Consider the following 19,095-nt stretch of genomic DNA (forward strand, 5'->3'; position numbering starts at 1 on the left):
CCCCCCCAGCCCCCCCCCCCCCCCCCCCCCCAACCCCCCCCCCCCCCCCCCGCCCCCCCCCCGGCCCCGCCCCCCCCCCCCCCCCGCCCCCCCCCCCACCCCCCCCCCCCCCCCCCCCCCCCAACCCCCCCCCCCACCCCCCCCCCCCCCCCCCGCAGACCCTCCCCCCCCCCCCCCCGCCGCAGCACCCCCGCCACCCGCTCCGACAACCCCGGATGATCCGGATGCGCCTTCACCACCACCGGACACCCCGCCGCCAGCGCACTGGCCGTGTCCCCTCCCGCCACCGAGAACGCGAACGGAAAGTTCGACGCCGCATACACCGCCACCACACCCAACGGCACCTTGAACCGCCGCAGATCCGGCACCGGCGGCGTCGCCCCCGCATCAGGATGATCAATGATCACCCCCAGGAACGACCCCTCCTCCACCACCTCCGCGAACGCCCGCAACTGATAACACGTCCGCGCCAGCTCACCACGCAACCGCACCCCACCCAGCGCCGTCTCCGCATCCGCCACCTCCACCAAGGAGTCCCCCGACCCCTCCAGCAGATCCGCAGCCCCCCGCAAGAACCCCACCCGCACACCACGATCCGCCAGCGAACCCCGCGCCTCCCACGCGGCCCGCACCACAACGTCCACCTCCCCCACCGACGCCTCCACCCCCACCCGCTCCCGCCGCTTCCCGCTACGGGGGTCGACACTCCAGACTGGTGCTGCTGCCACGGCGGCTTCCTTCCGGCCGGTCTCTGCCACGCACCGGGGTTGTTCGGTATTCTGAACAACGTTCCTGGTGGTGAATTTGCTGGGGACTCTATTTCCGGGCGTTCCGCACGGTCAAGAAGGGGCGTACAGCATGTCAGTTGCCGATTCCGGTGGGGCACAGGTCAAGTCCGCAGTGCGGACGGTGGAGTTGCTCGAGTACTTCGCCGGGCGGCCCGGCATGCACTCGCTCGCCGCGGTCCAGGAAGCCGTCGGCTATCCCAAGTCCAGCCTGTACATGCTGCTGCGCACCCTCGTGGAGCTCGGCTGGGTGGAGACGGACGCGACGGGCACCCGGTACGGCATCGGGGTGCGCGCCCTGCTGGTCGGGACGTCGTACATCGACGGCGACGAGGTCGTGGCCGCCGCCAGGCCGACCTTGGACCGGCTCTCCGACGACACCACGGAGACCATCCACCTCGCACGCCTCGACGGCACGAACGTGGTCTACCTGGCGACCCGGCAGTCCCAGCACTATCTGCGCCCCTTCACGCGCGTGGGGCGGCGGCTGCCCGCGCACTCCACCTCGCTAGGTAAGGCGCTGCTGGCCACCTACAGCGACGAGCAGGTGCGCAAGATGCTGCCGGAGACGCTCGCGCCGCTGACCGAGCACACCATCACCGACCGCGAGAAGCTCATCGAGGAGCTCCACCTCGTCCGCGAGCAGGGCTACGCAGTGGACCGCGAGGAGAACACACTCGGGCTGCGGTGCTTCGGCATCGCCATCCCGTACCGCACTCCGGCGCGCGACGCGATCAGCTGCTCGGTGCCGGTGGCGAGGCTCACGCCGGCGCACGAGCAGATGATCAAGGACGCGTTGTTCGACGCCCGCGACCGACTCACCCTGGCGACCCGGAGGCTCTGACCGTGGACGTGATCCTGCGTGAGGTCCAGGACAGTGATCTCCCGGTGTTCTTCCGGCACATGAGTGACCCTGAGTCCAACCGGATGGCCGCCTTCACCAGCGAGGACCCGACGGACCGGGCAGCGTTCGACGCCCATTGGGCGCGGATCCGGGCGTCGGACGCGGTGATACGGACGGTCGTCGCCGACGGCGAGGTGGTCGGCCACACCGCCGTGTACGGGCCGCCGGAGGAGCGGGAGGTCACCTACGTCATCGACCGCGCGCACTGGGGGCGCGGCATCGCCACGCTCGCGCTGCGCGCGCTGCTGGAGGTCGTACCGACCCGTCCGCTGCACGCGCGTGCGGCGGCGGACAACGCGGGTTCCGTCCGTGTGCTGCGCAAGTGCGGCTTCCAGGTCACCGGCCACGACCGGGGGTTCGCCAACGCGCGGGGCGAGGAAACGGACGAGCTGGTCCTGACACTGGTGTGACGCCCCGCCGCCGCGGCCGGGGCAAGCCTGCACGGCGGCGCCGCTCCCCCGCGCGGGGGAGGCGGATCGTCACGGAGCAGGAGGTGGAGGGGCCGGCGGCCACGGGAGCGTTGGGGGCATGACAACGACCTCGGCCGGGACCGGCCTCTCCCTGCGACACCGCCCCCTCACGGCCGCGCTGCGTGCCGTCGCGATCGTGGCCTGCCTGCCGTACCTCGGGCTCAAGATCGCCTGGATCGCGGGCAGCCGTGTCGGCATTCCCGAGGGCAGCGCCCTTCTGGACCACCGTCTGGTGATTGCCGTCGCCAACAGCGTGACCGTGCTGATGGACGCGTCCGTCGTGGTGCTGGCGCTGCTGCTCACCCGGCCGTGGGGACAGCGGGTGCCCGCGTGGTTGCTGGCGGTGCCGATGTGGGCCGCCACCGGCCTGCTTGCGCCGATCATGGTCGGGTTCCCGGTGCAGCTGGCCGGCACGGCCATCGGCGGCAGCGAGGCACCGGCCGCCGCGGAGGAGCCGTTCCTGCACGACTGGGTGTTCGGCGTCGTGTACGGCGGCTTCATCCTCCAAGGACTGGCCCTGGGCACGCTGTTCGTGCTCTACGCCGGCAAGCGCTGGGGTCACCTGTGGCGCGGCAGGGTGTGGGAGCTGCCGACCGGTGCGACGGGCACCTTCATGCGGGTGACCGCCGTCGCCGGCTCACTGCTCGCCCTGTTCCCCGCGGTCATGCACGCGCTGTGGGCCGTCGGCGGGACCCTCGCGCTCCCCGCCGACCGAGTGCTGCAACGCACGACGCCCTTCTACCTGTTGGAGGGTGTCCGCGTCTGCTTCACGGTGCTGGCGGTCGCCGGTGTGCTGCTGCTCGCCTTCCGGCTGCGTCCCGCCCTGTCGGTGCGCGGGCCGTTGGCCGCGGCCTGGGTCGGGGCGAGCGCACTGGGTGCCTGGGCGGGCTGGATGATCATCGGCGCGCTCATGCCGGAGTCGGACGAGGGAAAGCAGACCCCCGCGCTGCTGATGCTCACCTACGCTGGGGAGATGATCTCCGGTCTGCTGCTCACCTGCGCCGTCGCCTCCCTGCTGCGCAGGCGCGGCGCATGACCCGACCGGGCCCGGTGCTGCGGTCCGCCGCTCGGGCGCTGTTCGGCAGCCGGGCACGGCTGCGTTGGGTCCATCTGGTGCTCGGCGGTGCGTTGCTGATGCCGTTCTGGCTGGTCGGCACGGCGGTCGTGGGCCCTCTGACGGACGCGTCGAACTTCTTCGCGGGCTCCCTGGCCCTCCAGTTCGGCGCGTACGCCGTGGCGTTGCCGCTCGCCGCTGTCGCCGGGCTGTTCCCCATGGCCAGGCCTCTGTCGGTGGTCGTCGCCCGCACGCTGTGCGGCGTTCCCGGCGAGCGGCTCGCGGACGGGCAGGCACGCAGCCGGGCCGCCCGGGTTCGCACCGCGGGCTGGTTCACCCTGCACCTCGGGGTGGGGGCGCTGATCAGCGGGGCGTCGCTCGCGCTGCCGCCCTTCGCCGTCGGACTGATCGTCTCCCCGGTGTTCCCGGCCGTCCGGGACTACCTGCGCGTGCCGCACGGCGCCTGGTGGTCGCTGCTGCTGGTGATCGCCGGAACCGGGATGCTGCTGGCGCTCGCGGCCGTGTCCGCGGCCACCGGGGCGCTGCTGGCCCGCCAGGCGCCGGTGCTGCTCGGTCCGACCCCCGCCGACCGGCTGGCCGCGGCCGAGCGGCGGGCGACCGAGCTCGCGGAGCGCAACCGCCTCGCCCGTGAACTGCACGACTCCGTGGGCCACGCACTGTCCGCCGTCACCCTCCAGGCGGGAGCGGCCCGCAAGGTGCTGGACAGCGGCCGGGCCGCCGACGTGGAGTTCGTACGGGAGGCGCTGGCCGCGATCGAGGAGACCACCCGCCGCACGGTGGGCGAGCTGGACGCCGTGCTCGGCCTGCTGCGCCAGGACGGCGACGGCGGCGGCCGGCTCGGCGGACCGACGCTGGCGGCCCTGGAGGGGCTCCTGTCCCGCAGCGGTGTGGCCGTCACGCTCCACACGGGGGGCGCGCTCACGGCCGTGGCGGAGCCGGTCTCCCGCGAGGCGTACCGGATCGTCCAGGAGGGCCTGAGCAACGCACTTCGCCATGCCGGGGCTTCACCGGTGACGCTGTGGATCGCCGCAGGAGACGAGGAGTTGGAGATAAGGATGGAGAATGCCGTGCCCGAGCGGGCCCCGGTGCAGCGCCCCGGCGGTGGCCGCGGGCTGCGCGGAGTCGCCGAACGGGCCGCACTGCTCGGCGGGCAGGCGGCGGCCGGGCAGGACGACGGCGTGTGGCGGCTGTCGGCCCGGCTGCCTCTGGCGGGCCGCCGATGAGCACCGTACGGGTCGCCGTCGCCGACGACGAGCGGATGGTGCGCACCGCGCTGCGCGTGATCCTCGACGCGGAACCGGACCTGGAGGTCGTCGGAGAGGCTGCGACGGGTGCGGAGGCGGTGTCCGTGGTGCGACAGCTGCGCCCGGACGTGGTGCTGATGGACGTGCGGATGCCGGAGATCGACGGCATCCGCGCCACCGAGCAGATCCTGTCAACGATGGACGAGCCGCCGCGGATCGTCGTCGTGACGACCTTCGAGAACGATGCGTACGTGTACGACGCGCTGCGCGCCGGGGCGGCCGGGTTCCTGCTGAAGCGGGCGGCTGCCGAGGAGCTGGTCCAGGCGGTCCGGCTGGTCGCGCGCAGCGACTCGCTGCTGTTCCCCGCGGCCGTGCGCTCGCTCGCCGCCGAGTACGGCCGCCGGCCGGCCGCGACCGCTCCGCCATGGGCGGCTCGGCTGACCGGGCGGGAGGCGGAGGTGCTGCGGCTGATGGCCACCGGGCTGACGAACGCGGAGATCGCCGGCCGGATGGGTGTGGGCCCGGCGACGACGAAGACCCACGTCGCGGCGGTCCTGGGCAAGATCGGCGCCCGGGACCGTACACAGGCGGTGATCGCGGCGTACGAGTCGGGATTCATCTCGCCCCGCTGACCTGCGCCGGGCTCGCCGCCGCAGATGAGGAAGTCCTGAGAAAACGGATGGACGGGAACGAACCGCGCCACGCCGCTCGTCCCTCGTACGGCATGAACAAGACGATCAGGCGTGCCGCCGTCTTCAGTCTGCTGCTGGTCCTCGCCCTGCTGGGGCGGGCGACCTGGGTGCAGGCGTACGAGGCGACGGCCCTCACGGACGACGACCGGAACCGGCGGAAGATCATCGCGCAGTACGCGCAGCCGCTGGGCGACATCATCGTGGCCGGCTCCGCGGTCACGGGATCGCAGCGCACGGAAGGAGGCGATCTCGCGTACAAACGCTCCTACACCGACGGAGCGCTGTACTCGGCCGTCACCGGCTACAGCTCGCAGGCGTACGGGGCGACCCAGCTCGAGGGCATCTACTCCGGCATCCTCGACGGCACCGACCTGAAGCTGAAGAACCCGCTGGACACGCTCACGGACCAGCAGCAGGACCCCGGTGACGTGGTGACGACGATCGACCCCGCCGTTCAGAAGGCCGGCTTCGAGGCGCTCGGCGACACGAAGGGCGCCGCGGTCGCCATGGACCCGGAGACCGGGGAGATCCTCGGCATGGTCAGCACCCCGTCGTACGACCCGTCGACGATCAGCGGCACCCTGGACGGCGACGCCTGGCAGAAGCTGCTCGAGGACGAGGAGAAGCCGCTGGTCAACCGGGCGCTGCGGCAGCCGCTGCCGCCGGGGTCGACGTTCAAGCTGGTCGTCGCGGCGGCCGCGCTGGAGGAGGGCCTGTACTCGTCCGTCGACGAGCGGACCGACAGCCCGGATCCCTACCGCCTGCCCGGCACGGTCACGGACCTGGAGAACGAGAACCCGTCCGCGCCCTGTGAGAACGCCACGATCCGGATCGCGCTGCGGTATTCGTGCAACAACGTCTTCGGCAAGATGGCCGTCGACCTCGGGCAGGACGAGGTACGGGAGACGGCGGAGAGGTTCGGCTTCAACGACGAGAAGCAGGACGTGCCTGTACGGGCCTCTGCGAGCGTGTACCCGTCCGGGATGAACGCGTCGTCGACCGCGCTGACCGGCATCGGGCAGTTCGACGTGACGGCGACTCCGCTCCAGATGTCGCTGGTGTCGGCGGCCATCGCCAACGACGGGGTCATGGCGTCACCTCACATGGTCTCCAAGGTGGTGTCCGGGGACGGCGACACCCTCGAGTCCTTCGATGACGGCGCCTCGCAGCGGATCATGTCGTCCGGGACGGCGGAGCAGTTGCGCAGCGCGATGGTGACGGTGGTCGAGGAGGGCACGGGCTCCAACGCGCGGATCCCCGGCCTCGAGGTCGGCGGCAAGACCGGCACGGCACAGCACGGCGAGAACAACAGCAAGACGCCGTACGCCTGGTTCACCTCGTACGCCAAGGATCCGGGCACCGGTAAGTCGGTCGCGGTGGCCGTGCTCATCGAGGACTCGGGCGCGGAGCGCTCCGAGGTCAGCGGCAACGGCCTGGCGGCCCCGGTGGCGCAGCGGATGATGGAGGCGGCGCTGAAGTGAGGAAGCGGCGCCGGACCGGCCCGTGAAGAACTCTGGGCGGCGGAGCGGGACACGCGGTATGCAGGGGCTTTCACCATCCGTTCGGTGCCCCTGGAGAATCCTGTGCGCTTCCTGCCCCGCTCCCCTTCCGGCTGGACCATGGCGGTCTTCGGCGTCTTCGCGGCCGTGCTCGGTGTCCTCGGACTCATCGCCCCTGATGTCCTGCTCGCCACCATGGGTTTCGAGCCCGCACGCGGCTCCCGCCGTGCGGACGGCGACCACACGCCGGTCTTCGTCACCGCCTCCTCGATGGCCGCGGTCAATATGGGCGTCTACTACGTTCTGGCCTCCCTCGCCGACTGGAAGCCCTTCTTCCGCTGGACCGTTCCGTTCCGGCTGCTGACGTGCGCCGTCTTCACCCTCGCGGTGGTCGGCGACCGCGCCCCTTCGGGCTTCCTCGGTGTGGGCTTGTGGGAAGGGCTCGGCGCAGTGGCCACCGGTCTGGCCCTGCGTCTCGAACGCGGCCGCGGGGCCCGGCGGCAGGACCCGCTCCCGCTCGGCGCCCCGCAGTGAACCACCGCCGGCGCAGGCCCTCTACGCCAGCGCCGAGCGGACCGCCGCCAGGTCCGCGTCGGACGCCAGGCCCACGTGGTAGAGGCGGAGTTCGGTCGCGCCGAGGTCCGCCGCCCGCTTCGCGTCCGCGGCCAGCGTGGTGGGCGCGCCACCCATACCCGTCACCACGGTGAAGTTCGCGGCGAGCACGGTACGTTCCGTCGCGTGCTCCGCGAACGGGCCCAGCAGCCCCTGCCCGCCGGTGCACGGCACGACCACGCCGTCGGCGACCGACAGGATGTGCGCCGGGTCCACTCCGGCGTCGGCGCCGCAGTGGTACGCCACCGGGTCGGCGTGCAGCAGGACCTGGAAGCCCGCCGGGGCCGCGGCCCGGACCGCCACGACGGCGGCATCCTGGAGCGTTCGGGCCGTGCGGGTACGGAACTCCATTACGGCCCCGGCCACTTCCGCGTCCAGCGGTCGTGCAGGGCCACCCCGCCACAGTGGCTCCAGCGCGTCGCGCACCGACTCCGCGAGTCGCCCGGGGTCCACGCCCAGACCCTGGTACCCGTCCCGGCAGGCCGGGCAGAAGCAGAGGGACATCAGGTACTGCGCCGGATCGTCCAGGGCAACGCCCGCGATCTTGTCGTGGGCGTGCAGGTGGGACACCCCGTACCAGCCGCAGGATTCCAGCTCCGTGCCGCCGGCGCCCGGGCGGACGGCCGCCTCCGACGCGAGGGACACGAGATACTCCCGCACCTCGGGCTGCGCGATGCACGGCGCCCAGGCGTAGCGGTCACCGTAGGCGTTGACGACGGAGGTCCGCGGATGCTCGCCTCCCAGGCGGGAGTTGTGGGCGAGGACGACCCAGGTGTGGACGTCGAGGCCGGCGTCCGCCAGCGCGGCGGCCGCCTCGCCGTAGGCGTCGCCCGGCGCCCACTCCCCCGCCGCGTACGGCCCGAGCCCGCGTCCCGCCCAGCGGCCCTCGTCGGGCGGGTAGAACACGGCGGCGTGTTCGGCGGTGACGATCCGGTGGGCGGGGTGACGCGGTGTCAGGGCCCTTGTGGAGTGGTAGGCGGAGGCGAGGGTGACCTGCCGGACGCCGAGGTCCGCGATGCGGGCGCCGGCGTCCGGGTCTCCCACGACGTCCCACGGGTACAGGAACGCCGAGGCCTTCATTCGCCGTCCTCCAGCAGCGCCCTGCCCTGTTCGATCAGCGCCGCGAGCGCCTCGACGTGCCGGTCGGCCGGCTCCGTCAGCGGCGGCCGCACCCCGCCGACGTCCAGACCTTCGAGCCGCACGCCCGCCTTGACGAGCGACACGGCGTATCCCCGGCCTTCGTTGCGCAGTTCGACGAGCGGTACGAAGAAGCCGTCGAGCAGCCGGTCGACCGTCTTGTCGTCGCCGCGGTCGAGGGCCCGGTGGAAGGCGAGTGCGATGTCGGGAGCGAAGGCGAAGACGGCGGAGGAGTACAGGGTGATGCCGATGCCGCGGTAGGCCGGTCCGGTGAGCTCGGCGGTGGGCAGCCCGTTGAAATAGAGGAAGTCTCGATCCGGCAGTTCGCGACGCACGGCGCTGACGATGCGCTGCATGAGGTCGAGGTCGCCGTGGCCGTCCTTGAGCCCGATGATCTTCTCGACGCGGGCCAGTTCGACCACGGTGCGGGGCGAGAAGATCGCGTTGTCACGCTGGTAGACGATGACGTCGAGCGAGGTCGCGGCGGCCAGCCTGGTGTAGTGGTTCAGGAGCCCGGCCTGGTCGGCGACGACGAGGTACGGCGGCATGGCGAGCAGTCCGTCCGCGCCCGCCTCCTCGGCGATCTGCGCGTACCGCTCGGCGAGCGCGGTGCCATAGCCGGCTGCCGCGAGGACGGGCACCCGTCCCGCGGTCTCCTCGACGGCCGCCACGACGCAGTCGCGGAACTCCTCCGGTGTGAGGGCATGGAACTCCCCCGTCCCGCAGCAGGCGAAGACGGCGGCCGCGCCGACGCCGACGCCTTTTCTCACATGCGCTCGGAATGCTTCGAGGTCGAGGTCGTCGCCGTCCGGTCCGTACGCGGTGACGGGGAAGAACAGCGGTCCCTTGACCCGGGTGAGCCGTGCTGCGAGCGGATCTGAGGTCACGGGCGCTCCCTGGGCCGTGCTCCGGGCTCCGAACCCGTGCACAATTCTGATCGACGTCCATATTTCTGAACGCCATCCACGCTATGGCAGCCTCCTCTCGCCGGTCAAGACGGAAACCTGCATTCCAGGCACGGAATCGCCCGCCCCGCGCGGCACTTGACGCCATCGGGGCCACTCCCTAGCGTGTCCATACATGTGAATATCATCCATTCACTTGAGCGCACTCAAGGAGACGGCCATGCCCGCTTCCCGTACCGTCCTGCTTACCGGCGCAGCCGGTGGACTCGGCACCCTGATGCGCGGCCTGCTGCCCGCCTACGGCTACGAGCTCCGCCTGTTCGACGTCACGCCCATCGAGGGCGAGCCGGACGCGATCACCGCCGACCTCGCCGACAAGGCGGCCCTGCGCGAGGCGGTGCGTGGTGTCGACGCGATCATCCACCTCGCGGGCATCTCCCTCGAGGCGTCGTTCGACAAGATCCTCAAGGCCAACATCGAGGGGACGTACAACCTCTACGAGGCCGCACGGGACGAAGGGGTGAAGCGGATCGTCTTCGCCTCCAGCAACCACGCGGTGGGCTTCGTCCCGCGCCCCGAGGGCGACGCCCCCCACCCTCCCGAGGCGCTGATCCCGGTCGGGACCCGCCACCGGCCCGACACCTTCTACGGCCTGTCCAAGTGCTTCGGGGAGGACCTGGCCCAGCTCTACTGGGACCGGCACGGCCTGGAGACCGTGTCCGTGCGCATCGGCTCCTGCTTCAAGGAACCGACGTCCGTACGGATGCTCTCCGTCTGGATGAGCCCCGGTGACGGCGCCCGCCTCTTCCACGCGGCCCTCACCGCCGAGAACGTCGGTCACACCATCGTCCACGGCTCCTCCGCCAACACCCGCCTGTGGTGGGACCTGACCAGCGCCCGAGCCCTCGGCTACGAACCGCAGGACGACTCGGAGCAGTACGCCAAGAAGCTCATCGCCGAGTACGGGGAACTGGACCCGGACAACTTGGACCACGCGTACCTGGGCGGCCACTTCACCACCCACCCGCCGCAGTGGCCGTACTGAGCCCCGGAGAAAACCGCATGCCGCGCGCGCCGGACTGCGCCACGATGGCGTCCATGGCGAGACCCTTCGGATTCACGTACACCCGGCTCGGCGACGGCACGGTGACCATCAGCCATCGCGGCCGCGCGGCGGGGACCCTGCGCGGCACGCGCGCGGAGAAGTTCCTGGCGGAGGTGGGCTCGGGGGACGCGCAGCTGGTCATGGCACGGTGGACCGGCGCCTACAAGTTCGGCAACGAGCGGGTGGCGAGAAATCATCCCCGTAACAGGTGACAAGGGTAAGGGAACGGTAAAGCGGACTCGCTCGTTACCCCAGTCATGACAGCTATGACCCCCGGCTCGAACATCCCCCTGACCGCCGCGCGCGTGGCGGTGGACGTCGCCGCTCCGGTGCGGCTCGACGTATCGGGCCTGCTGCTCACCGCCGACGGCAAGGTGCGCTCCGACGACGACTTCATCTTCTACAACCAGCCGCAGGGCCCCGGCGTGAGCTACCGCTCCGGCGGCGGCACAGCGCCCGACGCGATCGTGGTCGATACCACGGCCGTACCGCCCGGCATCGAGAAGATCGTCGTCACGGCGAGCCCGGACGCGGCGGGCCAGACCTTCCAGGGCATCGAGCCCACAGCGACCATCCGCAACGCCGACGACGGCAGCGCCCTCGCCACCTTCACCCCGCCGCAGCTCGGCGCGGAGACCGCGCTGGTGGTCGTCGAGATCTATCTGCGCGGCGGCGTCTGGAAGGCCCGCGCGGTCGGCCAGGGCTACGCGAACGGCCTGGCGGGCATCGCCACGGACTTCGGCGTCTCGGTCGACGAGGAGCCCGCAGCCGCCCCGGCCGCCCCTCGGACGACCGCCCCGCCCGTCACCGCGGCGCCGCCCGCCGACCCGCGGGTCGCCGCGACCCCGCCGCCGCCCGCCGCCCCGCCGGCCGCGCCCGCCGGGAAGATCAACCTGGACAAGGGCCGGGTCAGCCTGCAGAAGAACCAGACGGTGTCCCTGGTCAAGGGCGGCCGTCCGCTGCTCTCCCAGGTCAAGATGGGCCTCGGCTGGGAGCCGGCGTTCCGCGGCAAGGACATCGACCTCGACGCCTCCGTCATCGCCTACGGCCCTAACCGCAACCATCTGGACAGCTGCTACTTCGGCAAGCTCTCCATCCTCGGCGGCTCGATCAAGCACTCCGGCGACAATCTGACCGGTGAGGGGGCGGGCGACGACGAGGTCATCGTCGTGGACCTCGGCCGGCTGCCCGCCGACGCGACGGGCCTCGTCTTCACGGTCAACTCCTTCTCCGGCCAGAAGTTCACCGAGGTCGCCAAGGCCTACTGCCGGCTGATGGACGCCACGACCGGCGAGGAGCTCGTCCGCTTCGACCTGACCACCGCGGAGCCGCAGACGGGCGTGATGATGGCCAAGCTGATCAAGCAGTTCTCCGGCGAGTGGGAGATGACCGCCATGGGCGACTTCGTCAAGTCGCGCACCGTGCGGGGCATGGTCAAGCCCGCCGCGCAGGCGCTCTGAAAAGTCCGCCGGGGGTGCCCGTCGCTGTGCGGCGGACACCCCCGGCGGGGAAAAAGCTGAAAAGCGTGCTCAGAGTTTGGCCAGTTTGGAGAACGGACTGAGGATGCGGCCCTGCCTACCGGAGAAGTCGACGAGCACAGCGGCGTTGTCGCCTTCCACGGCGAGGACTCTTCCGAGACCGAACTGATCGTGGGACACCCTGTCGCCCGCTTCAAAGCATTCGATCGGCGGCTCTTCCAGGGACGGACGGTTGAAGGGGCTGGACGGCAGGTGGCGCCGGGAACCGGCTGACTTTGTCATTACGTTCAGTATGCGCCCCCGGCACCCCGCCACGCCACGCCCGAGCGCTGTCACTTCCGGGACGAACCGCCCGCCGGGCCCCGCTCGAGCGGCGAAACACAGCGGAAAGCGCCGTCTGCGGGGCCGCGGAAAGTGGGCCGATTCACCGCCCACGATCCGCGGAAGCCTCAGTGGCGGCCGCCCTCACGCTTCCAGGGGCCGGTGATCGCGAACATGATGTCCGGCGTCTGGATGCCGACGTACAGCGTCCGGCCGTCGGGCGAGAAGACGACACCGGCGAACTCGCCCAAGTCCGGGTCGTCCTCGGTTCCGACGTTGAACTCGTTACGGGCGATCGGATACGTACGGCCACTGTCCGTGGCACCGGTCAGGTGCCGCACGCCCTCGCCGTCCTCGGCGATGATCAGCCCGCCGTACGGGGAGACTGTGATGTTGTCCGGGCCGTCGTAGGCGCCGTCCTTCGACGGGTCGGGGTTCACCGACGATTGAACGTTGCACGACATCCCTCGCGACGCGAAACGATTCCCACCGGCGCGGCCCTTGCCGCTGCGCGGGGCGCTTCCCCCGCCCCACCCCTTCCCGGAACCGGGCAAGCCCCGACCCCCAAGGGGCTGACGCCCCCCTTACTCCCCTCCCCGGGGGATGACGGAGGTTCGGTGAGGGCTGACGCCCCCGCACCCCCGGACGGCAGCTTCGCGCCGCCAGACGCCCGGCCGGCGCCCGGCACCAGAAACTCGGACGCCCACCGTTCCCGGGCCGGGACTGCCCGCACGGAACCAGACGACCACCGGCCGGTTCGGGCGGCACCGGGTGTCAAGGGCGGGGTCGGCGGATGGGGGTGTCCAGAATAAGAGCGTCGCAACTCGCGCGAAGCGCGGTGAAGACAGTCAATTTCGATACCCCCTCAGGAGGCCCCGACACCCGCACCGCCACCGGCGCAGCCCGCCCGCACGGGGCGCACCCCACCCGCACCGGGCCACGCCCGCCGGGGCGCAGGCAATCAGACCGGGCCATGCCCCGCACGGGGCGCAATGCAGCCGGGCCACGAATCGGACCGGCCGCGCCCCGATCCGCGAACGTCAGTGAGCCGAACGGGACTTGAAGGCCGCCTTCCGCGCCTCCTTCGCCGTCGCCTTGTCCCGGTGCAGCCTTCCCATCGCCTCCAGCACATCCGCCGTCGCCGGATGCTCCACCCGCCAGGCCGCGTCGAAGAACCCGGTGTGCCGTCCGACCAGCCCTTCGACCAGGTCCTGGAGTTCCGCGGCCTCACCGCCCGCCGCGAGCTGCGCGGCGATCGTGTCGATCGCCAGCCAGAAGATCATGGACTCCGGCGGCGCGGGCACGTCCGACGCCCCGTGTTCGGCGAGCCATACGCGGGCGAGGCCGCCGAGTCGGGGGTCGTCGAGCACGTCGCGCACCGCGGGCTCTGCCTGCCGCCCGACCAGAGTGAGCGCCTGCTGGCAGTGGAGGCGCCGCAGCGGCGCGCCCCGGTCGTCGCCGCGCGCGGCTGTGAGGAGTTCGCAGGCCGCGTCGGCGGCGTCGCGCCGGGCGAGCCACTGCTCGGTCTCGGCGCGGGCGGCGAGCTCGGGGTAGCGGGCGAGCCCGTCGAGCAGCACGTCCGCGCCCTTGTCGGCGAGGTCGCCGACCGCGGGTGCCTGGACTCCGGCCTCCAGCAGCCGGGCCCTGATGCCGTACAGGCCGAGCGGGGTGAGCCGGACCATGCCGTAGCGGGTGACGTCCTCGTCGTCGTCGAGGGGCCCGGTTCCTTCGGCGGCGCTCTCCTCGGCCATCAACGCCTCGTCCACGGGCCGGTACTGGACGAGTCCGACGGGCTCCAGTACGCGGAACTGGTCGTCGAGGCGCATCATCGCCTCCGAGACCTGTTCCAGGACGTCGTCGGTCGGTTCTCCCATGTCGTCGGGGACGATCATCGACGCGGCGAGCACGGGCAGCGGGACGGATTCCTCTTCCGCGGCCCTGTCGGAGACGGTGAGCAGGTAGAGGTTGCCGAGGACGCCTTCGAGGAACGCGGCTTCTCTTTCGGGGTCCCAGTCGAGCGCATCGAGGTCGATCTCGCCGTCGTCGCCGACGACCGCGGAGATGTCGTCGAGGACGGGGGCGACGGCGTCGGCGAAGACGACGTCGAGGGCGTCGAGCCACAGTCCGAGGACGTCCTGCGGTGAACCGCCGGTGACGAGTGCGAGGTTGGCGCCGGCGACGGCGCCCGCGGTGTCGGAGTCGTCGGCGGGGTCCTCGGCGTCGACGAGGCCCGTGTCGACGGCGACGCGCCACGCCTCGCTGGCGCAGGCCGGGCCGTCCTCGTCCCCGGCGTCGAGTCCCAGCGCCTCGGCCGCCGCGGGGAGTTGCTCGTCGACGAGTTCGCCGCCGACGCCGACCCGGGTCTGCGGGCCGGCCCAGCGTGCGAGCCTGACGGCCCTCGAGAGCAGCGGGGTGGCAAGTGCGTCCCGCGCCAGCTGCGCGTCCGAGTTCAGCCGTACCGGCGGCAGGATGGGACGGTCTTGGGGCATCTGCTGGGTCTCCTCCGCGGCGTACCGGATCCGGGCGGCCTTGTGGGTGACTGGACGGCCCCCAGCGTAGACGTATTTCGTGCGGTTTCGCCGCGCCCGCCGGATCCGGCCGACCGGTCCGACGACCGCGCCCGGGTCGGGGCGCGCGTTCATGTGGACTTAGGTCTCAGTACACCGGCCGACCCTTGACAAGTGGCCTGTTCAGCCAAGAGATTGACGCGCGTAGAACCTGCCCGGACCCTCATGGGTCCCGTGCACCCTCATCCCTCACCTCCGGAGAACCTTGATGCCTTCCTCCGCCGTACCGAGAACTACCGCCGTGGCGACCGTCGTGGCCGCCGCACTGGCCGCCGGTCTGCTCGCCGGGTCCGCGAACGCCGCCGACGCCACGGCCGCTGCCGCTGTCGCGCAGGTGCGTATCCACGACATTCAGGGCAGCACCCGCATTTCCCCGCTGGAGGGGAAGCAGGTCGCCGATGTGCCGGGCATCGTCACGGGTGTTCGGACCTACGGCTCCCGGGGTTTCTGGTTCCAGGACCCTGAGGCCGACGGTGACGCGGCGACCAGCGAGGGCGTCTTCGTCTTCACCGGCTCGGCGCCGAAGGTCGCGGTGGGCGACCGGGTCACCGTCTCCGGCACGGTCACGGAGTACGTCCCCGGGGGCGCGTCGTCCGGCAACCAGTCGCTGACCGAGATAACGAAGCCGACCGTCACCGTGGTGTCCTCCGGCAACGAGGTGCCCGCTCCCGTGACGGTGTCCGCCTGGTCGGTTCCTTCCGAGTACGCCCCGCAGGGCGACCCGGCGGCGGGCGGAAGCATCAACGGCCTGTCCCTGGCCCCGCGTACGTACGCCCTCGACTACTACGAGTCCCTGGAGGGCACGAACGTCCGCGTCGGCACCTCGCGCGTGGTGGGCGCGACCGATCCGCATGCCGAGCTGTGGGTGACGGTGAAGCCGTGGGAGAACGACAACCGGCGCGGCGGCACGGTCTACGGCTCCTACGAGTCGCAGAACACCGGCCGCCTTCAAATCCAGTCGCTGATCCCGCTGGCGCAGCAGCCCTTCCCGAAGGCGAACGTGGGTGACGTGCTCGCGGGCACCACGGAGGGCCCGCTGGACTTCAACCAGTACGGCGGCTACACACTGACGGCCCGCACGCTCGGCACGGTCGAGGACCGCGGTCTGACGCGTGAGCGGACCCGTCCGCAGCGCAACGGTGAACTGGCCGTGGCCACGTACAACGTGGAGAACCTGGACCCGTCCGACCCGCAGGAGAAGTTCGACGCGCTCGCGAAGGCCGTCGTGCAGAACCTGGCCTCGCCCGACATCCTCGCCCTGGAGGAGATCCAGGACGACACGGGCGCCACGAACGACGGCACGGTGTCGGCCGCTCAGACGGTCAAGAAGTTCACGGACGCGATCGTCGCGGCCGGCGGTCCCGCGTACGAGTGGCGTTCCGTCGACCCGGTGAACAACGAGGACGGCGGCCAGCCGGGCGGCAACATCCGCCAGGTGTTCCTCTTCAACCCGGAGCGGGTCTCCTTCACCGACCGCGCGGGCGGCGACGCGACGACGGCGACCGGGGTCGTACGGGAGCACGGCCGTGCCGCGCTCACCCTGTCCCCGGGCCGCATCGACCCGGCGAACGACGCCTGGGACGACAGCCGCAAGCCGCTGGCCGGCGAGTTCACCTTCCGGGGCCGTACGGTCCTCGTGGTCGCCAACCACTTCGGTTCGAAGGGCGGCGACGAGTCGCTGGTCTCGCACCACCAGCCGCCGAACCGTTCCTCCGAGGCGCGGCGGCTGAAGCAGGCTCAGGCCGTGAACGCCTTCGTCAAGGACGTGCTCGACGCCGACCACAAGGCGGACGTCGTCGTGCTGGGCGACATCAACGACTTCGAGTTCTCGGAGACCACCAAGGCCCTGACGGACGGCGGCGCCCTCTACCCGGCGATCAAGTCCCTTCCCCGGTCGGAGCGTTACTCGTACGTGTATCAGGGCAACAGCCAGGTGCTGGACCAGATCCTCACGAGCCCGTCGATCCGCGACTTCAGCTACGACAGCGTGCACATCAACGCGGAGTTCTCGGACCAGAACAGCGACCACGACCCGCAGGTGCTGCGCTTCCGCCCGTAGGCGTGTGCGACGCGCGGGGCCTGCGGCTCAGCCCAGCAGGTCCCGCGCCCACGCGGTGACGTCGAGTTCCCCGGAGGTACCGATGTCCAGGCGGAACAGCAGGGTCTGCGGCGTCTCCCCTTCCCTCGGGGTGACCACCAGGTAGGCGCCTTCGGTGACCGGGTCGAAGGAGGTCACCCGGTTGTTCCAGCTGCGGACCGACTTCACGCTCTGCCCCGGCATGAGCGTCAGCGGCTTCGGCCCCGGTCCCGCCCGGCGTCGGTGTACGGGTGGTCGTGGGTGATGGTCAGCTCCAGCGCCTCACGGTTCTTGTCGAGAGCGCCGATCCGGGGACAGCCGTTGACGTCGTAAGGCCGCGTGCCGCAGTTCTTCAGCTCGAGGACGGTGGCCCGCCGTCCCATGGCCGTGTCGACGACGCCCGTGGTCACGACCGCCCCCGAGCCGGGGCACGTGGCCGGGGTGGGCGGCGTCGACGGGGTCACCGCCGGAGAAGGGGCGCCGTACCGCGGGAACGTGGAGGGATCCAGCCGGTCCGCCTTCACTCTGTGGTCGCGGTCACCGGACGCTCCGGCGTCGCCCGTGCCCCCGCAGCCGGCCAGCACTCCGGCGGCCGGCAAAGCGGCCACCACGCCCGCCGCCGCCCGCCCGATCGTCCTCGGCATCCGTCCCCTCCCGTGGGCCGCCCCGTCCCCCGCCGATCATGTCAGGCACTCCGAGCCTGTAGCGCTGCTTCACGGTTACCGGAAGCAGATTTCGCTGGAGCCCGACCCCCGGGCCGCCGCAGACTGCTGGCATGACCTCCTCTCCTCCCTTCGGCCGCGCCCTGTGCGCCATGGTCACGCCTTTCACCGCCGACGGTGCCCTCGATCTCGACGGGGCGCAGAGGCTGGCCGTCCGCCTCGTCGATGCCGGCTGCGACGGCCTGGTGCTGTCCGGCACGACCGGTGAATCACCGACGACCTCCGACGACGAGAAGACAGCGCTCGTGCGGGCAGTCGTCCGGGCGGTCGGCGACCGGGCCGTCGTCGTCGCGGGCGTCGGCACCCCCGACACCCGGCACACCGTCGAACTGGCGCGGGCCGCGGAGGCGGCGGGCGCGGCAGGACTGCTCGTGGTGACTCCGTACTACAGCCGCCCCCCGCAGGCCGCCGTGGCTGCGCACTTCCGGCACGTGGCGGACTCCGTGGGCATCCCGCTGATGCTGTACGACATCCCCGGCCGCACGGGCACCCGCGTCGAGCCGGACACGATGCTGCGGCTCGCGGAGCATCCGCGGATCGTGGCCGTCAAGGACTGCGCCTACGACCTGCTCGGCAGCTCCAAGGTCATCGCGGGCGGCGGCCTGGCGTACTACTCGGGGTGCGAGGAGCTGAACCTGCCGCTGTACGCGGTGGGCGGGGCGGGTTTCGTGTCCACGGTGGCCAATGTGGCGGCCCCGCAGTTGCGGGGCGTCCTCGCCGCCTACGACACCGGTGACAACACGGCCGCCACGGCGCTGCACCAGGCCACGCTGCCACTCACCGAGTTGATGATGGCGTCCGGCCTGCCCGGCACGGTGACCGCGAAGGCGCTGCTCGGGGCGCTCGGCCTGCCCGGCGGGCCGGTGCGCGCACCACTGCAGCCCGCCGCACGCGAGGCGGTCGACGGGCTGCTGGCGGCATACGAGGAGCTGACCGGCCGCCGGCTCGACGGGGTTCCTCAGTCGCGGACGTAGGTGCCGCCGAGAATCGCGGCGTGCTCCAGCACGTCCTCGAGCGGGTCGTCGATCTGCCCTGTCGAGACGAGGGAGACCCGGTGGCCGTTGTGCGCGTCGGTGTGCGTCTCGTCGGCGTGTGCGGCCCCGTGCGCGGACAGTGCCGCGAACAGAGCGCACAGGCCGAGAGCGGTCAGCTTGGTCTTCATGTCGGTTCCTCGCCTTGCCCGTTTCGGGTGACTCCGCGTGTGCGGCCTGCTTATCGGCCTGCCGGGGACCGAAGTTACGCAGAGTCACACGATCGAGAGCGAGGTACCGCTTATCAGTAGCACCGAGGCGTAGAAGTGGCGGAGGTCGTGCAGCCGTTCTCTCGTCCGAGGGAACGCCGGCGGCCGTGAGGGCCGGTCGCTACACATACCGGTTGAAGCGGCCGCCGACCTCACGTCGACCTGGTGGTCATTCGGGCATCGAAAGGCCCCGGGGTCAACCGGGGCCGTGTAGCGCCGTGTGCTTGGCGATGTCAGGCACGACTCACGCGCCTTACCGGCC

The 19,095-nt window shown here is 71.6% G+C and carries 19 protein-coding genes and 2 pseudogenes; 12 read left to right on the forward strand and 9 right to left on the reverse strand.

The window, feature by feature from the left end; all coding sequences use genetic code 11:
- Nucleotides 1-77: 77 nt before the first annotated feature.
- Nucleotides 78-728 (reverse strand): annotated as a pseudogene (locus MDN94_RS37455) (aldehyde dehydrogenase family protein); the annotation flags it as partial.
- Nucleotides 729-858: 130 nt separating this feature from the next.
- On the opposite strand from MDN94_RS37455, the gene MDN94_RS37460 reads away from it, so the two are divergent.
- From MDN94_RS37460 to MDN94_RS37490, 7 genes are all read left to right on the forward strand, one after another.
- Nucleotides 859-1,629, forward strand: coding sequence for an IclR family transcriptional regulator (locus MDN94_RS37460; protein WP_264242663.1), 771 nt, complete (start codon nucleotides 859-861; stop codon nucleotides 1,627-1,629).
- Between the two features lie 2 nt (nucleotides 1,630-1,631).
- Nucleotides 1,632-2,099, forward strand: a complete 468-nt coding sequence (locus MDN94_RS37465; RefSeq protein ID WP_482730247.1) for a GNAT family N-acetyltransferase — start codon at nucleotides 1,632-1,634, stop codon at nucleotides 2,097-2,099.
- Nucleotides 2,100-2,217: 118 nt separating this feature from the next.
- Nucleotides 2,218-3,195 (forward strand): hypothetical protein, encoded by a 978-nt coding sequence (locus tag MDN94_RS37470; protein ID WP_482730248.1) that lies wholly within the window; start codon nucleotides 2,218-2,220, stop codon nucleotides 3,193-3,195.
- Nucleotides 3,192-4,457, forward strand: coding sequence for a sensor histidine kinase (locus MDN94_RS37475; RefSeq protein WP_482730249.1), 1,266 nt, complete (start codon nucleotides 3,192-3,194; stop codon nucleotides 4,455-4,457). Before MDN94_RS37470 ends, MDN94_RS37475 begins: the two co-directional genes overlap by 4 nt.
- A complete protein-coding gene (locus tag MDN94_RS37480; protein ID WP_482730250.1) occupies nucleotides 4,454-5,110 on the forward strand; it encodes a response regulator in 657 nt (218 codons plus the stop codon). Before MDN94_RS37475 ends, MDN94_RS37480 begins: the two co-directional genes overlap by 4 nt.
- A 92-nt stretch (nucleotides 5,111-5,202) precedes the next feature.
- Nucleotides 5,203-6,651, forward strand: coding sequence for a peptidoglycan D,D-transpeptidase FtsI family protein (locus tag MDN94_RS37485; protein WP_482730481.1), 1,449 nt, complete (start codon nucleotides 5,203-5,205; stop codon nucleotides 6,649-6,651).
- 138 nt (nucleotides 6,652-6,789) lie between these two features.
- The gene (locus MDN94_RS37490; RefSeq protein WP_482730482.1) at nucleotides 6,790-7,203 is read left to right on the forward strand and encodes a hypothetical protein; all 414 of its coding nucleotides are present in this window, start codon (nucleotides 6,790-6,792) and stop codon (nucleotides 7,201-7,203) included.
- A 21-nt stretch (nucleotides 7,204-7,224) separates the two neighbouring features.
- Here the strand turns inward: MDN94_RS37490 and MDN94_RS37495 are convergent, their stop codons facing one another.
- On the reverse strand, nucleotides 7,225-8,361 hold the full coding sequence (locus tag MDN94_RS37495) for a hypothetical protein (protein ID WP_482730251.1): 1,137 nt from the start codon (nucleotides 8,359-8,361) through the stop codon (nucleotides 7,225-7,227).
- Complete coding sequence (locus tag MDN94_RS37500) at nucleotides 8,358-9,305, reverse strand: 5-dehydro-4-deoxyglucarate dehydratase (RefSeq protein ID WP_482730252.1); 948 nt, start codon at nucleotides 9,303-9,305, stop codon at nucleotides 8,358-8,360. Before MDN94_RS37500 ends, MDN94_RS37495 begins: the two co-directional genes overlap by 4 nt.
- Nucleotides 9,306-9,543: 238 nt before the next feature.
- Here MDN94_RS37500 and MDN94_RS37505 point away from each other — a divergent pair, with 238 nt between their 5' ends.
- The 3 genes from MDN94_RS37505 to MDN94_RS37515 are packed head-to-tail and all read left to right on the forward strand — an operon-like array spanning nucleotide 9,544 to nucleotide 11,888.
- Nucleotides 9,544-10,368 (forward strand): NAD-dependent epimerase/dehydratase family protein, encoded by an 825-nt coding sequence (locus MDN94_RS37505; protein WP_482730253.1) that lies wholly within the window; start codon nucleotides 9,544-9,546, stop codon nucleotides 10,366-10,368.
- Nucleotides 10,369-10,421: 53 nt separating this feature from the next.
- Nucleotides 10,422-10,640: a hypothetical protein gene (locus tag MDN94_RS37510; RefSeq protein ID WP_482730254.1), complete on the forward strand. Its 219-nt coding sequence runs from the start codon at nucleotides 10,422-10,424 to the stop codon at nucleotides 10,638-10,640.
- Nucleotides 10,641-10,685: 45 nt separating this feature from the next.
- The gene (locus MDN94_RS37515) at nucleotides 10,686-11,888 is read left to right on the forward strand and encodes a TerD family protein (RefSeq protein ID WP_482730255.1); all 1,203 of its coding nucleotides are present in this window, start codon (nucleotides 10,686-10,688) and stop codon (nucleotides 11,886-11,888) included.
- A 69-nt stretch (nucleotides 11,889-11,957) separates the two neighbouring features.
- Here MDN94_RS37515 and MDN94_RS37520 read toward each other — a convergent pair whose 3' ends face one another.
- The 3 genes and pseudogenes from MDN94_RS37520 to MDN94_RS37530 form a co-directional block, all read right to left on the reverse strand.
- A complete protein-coding gene (locus MDN94_RS37520; protein WP_037775011.1) occupies nucleotides 11,958-12,188 on the reverse strand; it encodes a hypothetical protein in 231 nt (76 codons plus the stop codon).
- A 167-nt stretch (nucleotides 12,189-12,355) separates the two neighbouring features.
- Nucleotides 12,356-12,673 (reverse strand): annotated as a pseudogene (locus MDN94_RS37525) (alkaline phosphatase PhoX); the annotation flags it as partial.
- Nucleotides 12,674-13,267: 594 nt separating this feature from the next.
- A complete protein-coding gene (locus tag MDN94_RS37530; RefSeq protein WP_482730483.1) occupies nucleotides 13,268-14,716 on the reverse strand; it encodes a hypothetical protein in 1,449 nt (482 codons plus the stop codon).
- 286 nt (nucleotides 14,717-15,002) lie between these two features.
- On the opposite strand from MDN94_RS37530, the gene MDN94_RS37535 reads away from it, so the two are divergent.
- Nucleotides 15,003-16,853 (forward strand): endonuclease/exonuclease/phosphatase family protein, encoded by a 1,851-nt coding sequence (locus tag MDN94_RS37535; protein WP_482730256.1) that lies wholly within the window; start codon nucleotides 15,003-15,005, stop codon nucleotides 16,851-16,853.
- A gap of 27 nt (nucleotides 16,854-16,880) precedes the next feature.
- On the opposite strand, the gene MDN94_RS37540 is transcribed toward MDN94_RS37535, so the two are convergent.
- Together MDN94_RS37540 and MDN94_RS37545 are read right to left on the reverse strand one after the other, a co-directional pair.
- On the reverse strand, nucleotides 16,881-17,075 hold the full coding sequence (locus MDN94_RS37540) for a DUF4232 domain-containing protein (protein ID WP_482730257.1): 195 nt from the start codon (nucleotides 17,073-17,075) through the stop codon (nucleotides 16,881-16,883).
- Nucleotides 17,076-17,080: 5 nt separating this feature from the next.
- The gene (locus MDN94_RS37545) at nucleotides 17,081-17,515 is read right to left on the reverse strand and encodes a DUF4232 domain-containing protein (protein WP_482730258.1); all 435 of its coding nucleotides are present in this window, start codon (nucleotides 17,513-17,515) and stop codon (nucleotides 17,081-17,083) included.
- A 131-nt stretch (nucleotides 17,516-17,646) separates the two neighbouring features.
- Here MDN94_RS37545 and dapA point away from each other — a divergent pair, with 131 nt between their 5' ends.
- On the forward strand, nucleotides 17,647-18,567 hold the full coding sequence (gene dapA / locus MDN94_RS37550; RefSeq protein WP_482730259.1) for a 4-hydroxy-tetrahydrodipicolinate synthase: 921 nt from the start codon (nucleotides 17,647-17,649) through the stop codon (nucleotides 18,565-18,567).
- Here dapA and MDN94_RS37555 read toward each other — a convergent pair.
- Nucleotides 18,552-18,755 carry a hypothetical protein gene (locus tag MDN94_RS37555; protein ID WP_482730260.1) on the reverse strand — a complete coding sequence of 68 codons (204 nt, stop codon included), beginning with the start codon at nucleotides 18,753-18,755 and terminating at the stop codon, nucleotides 18,552-18,554. The genes dapA and MDN94_RS37555 overlap by 16 nt on opposite strands.
- Nucleotides 18,756-19,095: the final 340 nt, after the last annotated feature.

This window comes from Streptomyces sp. WAC00040 (assembly GCF_056835925.1).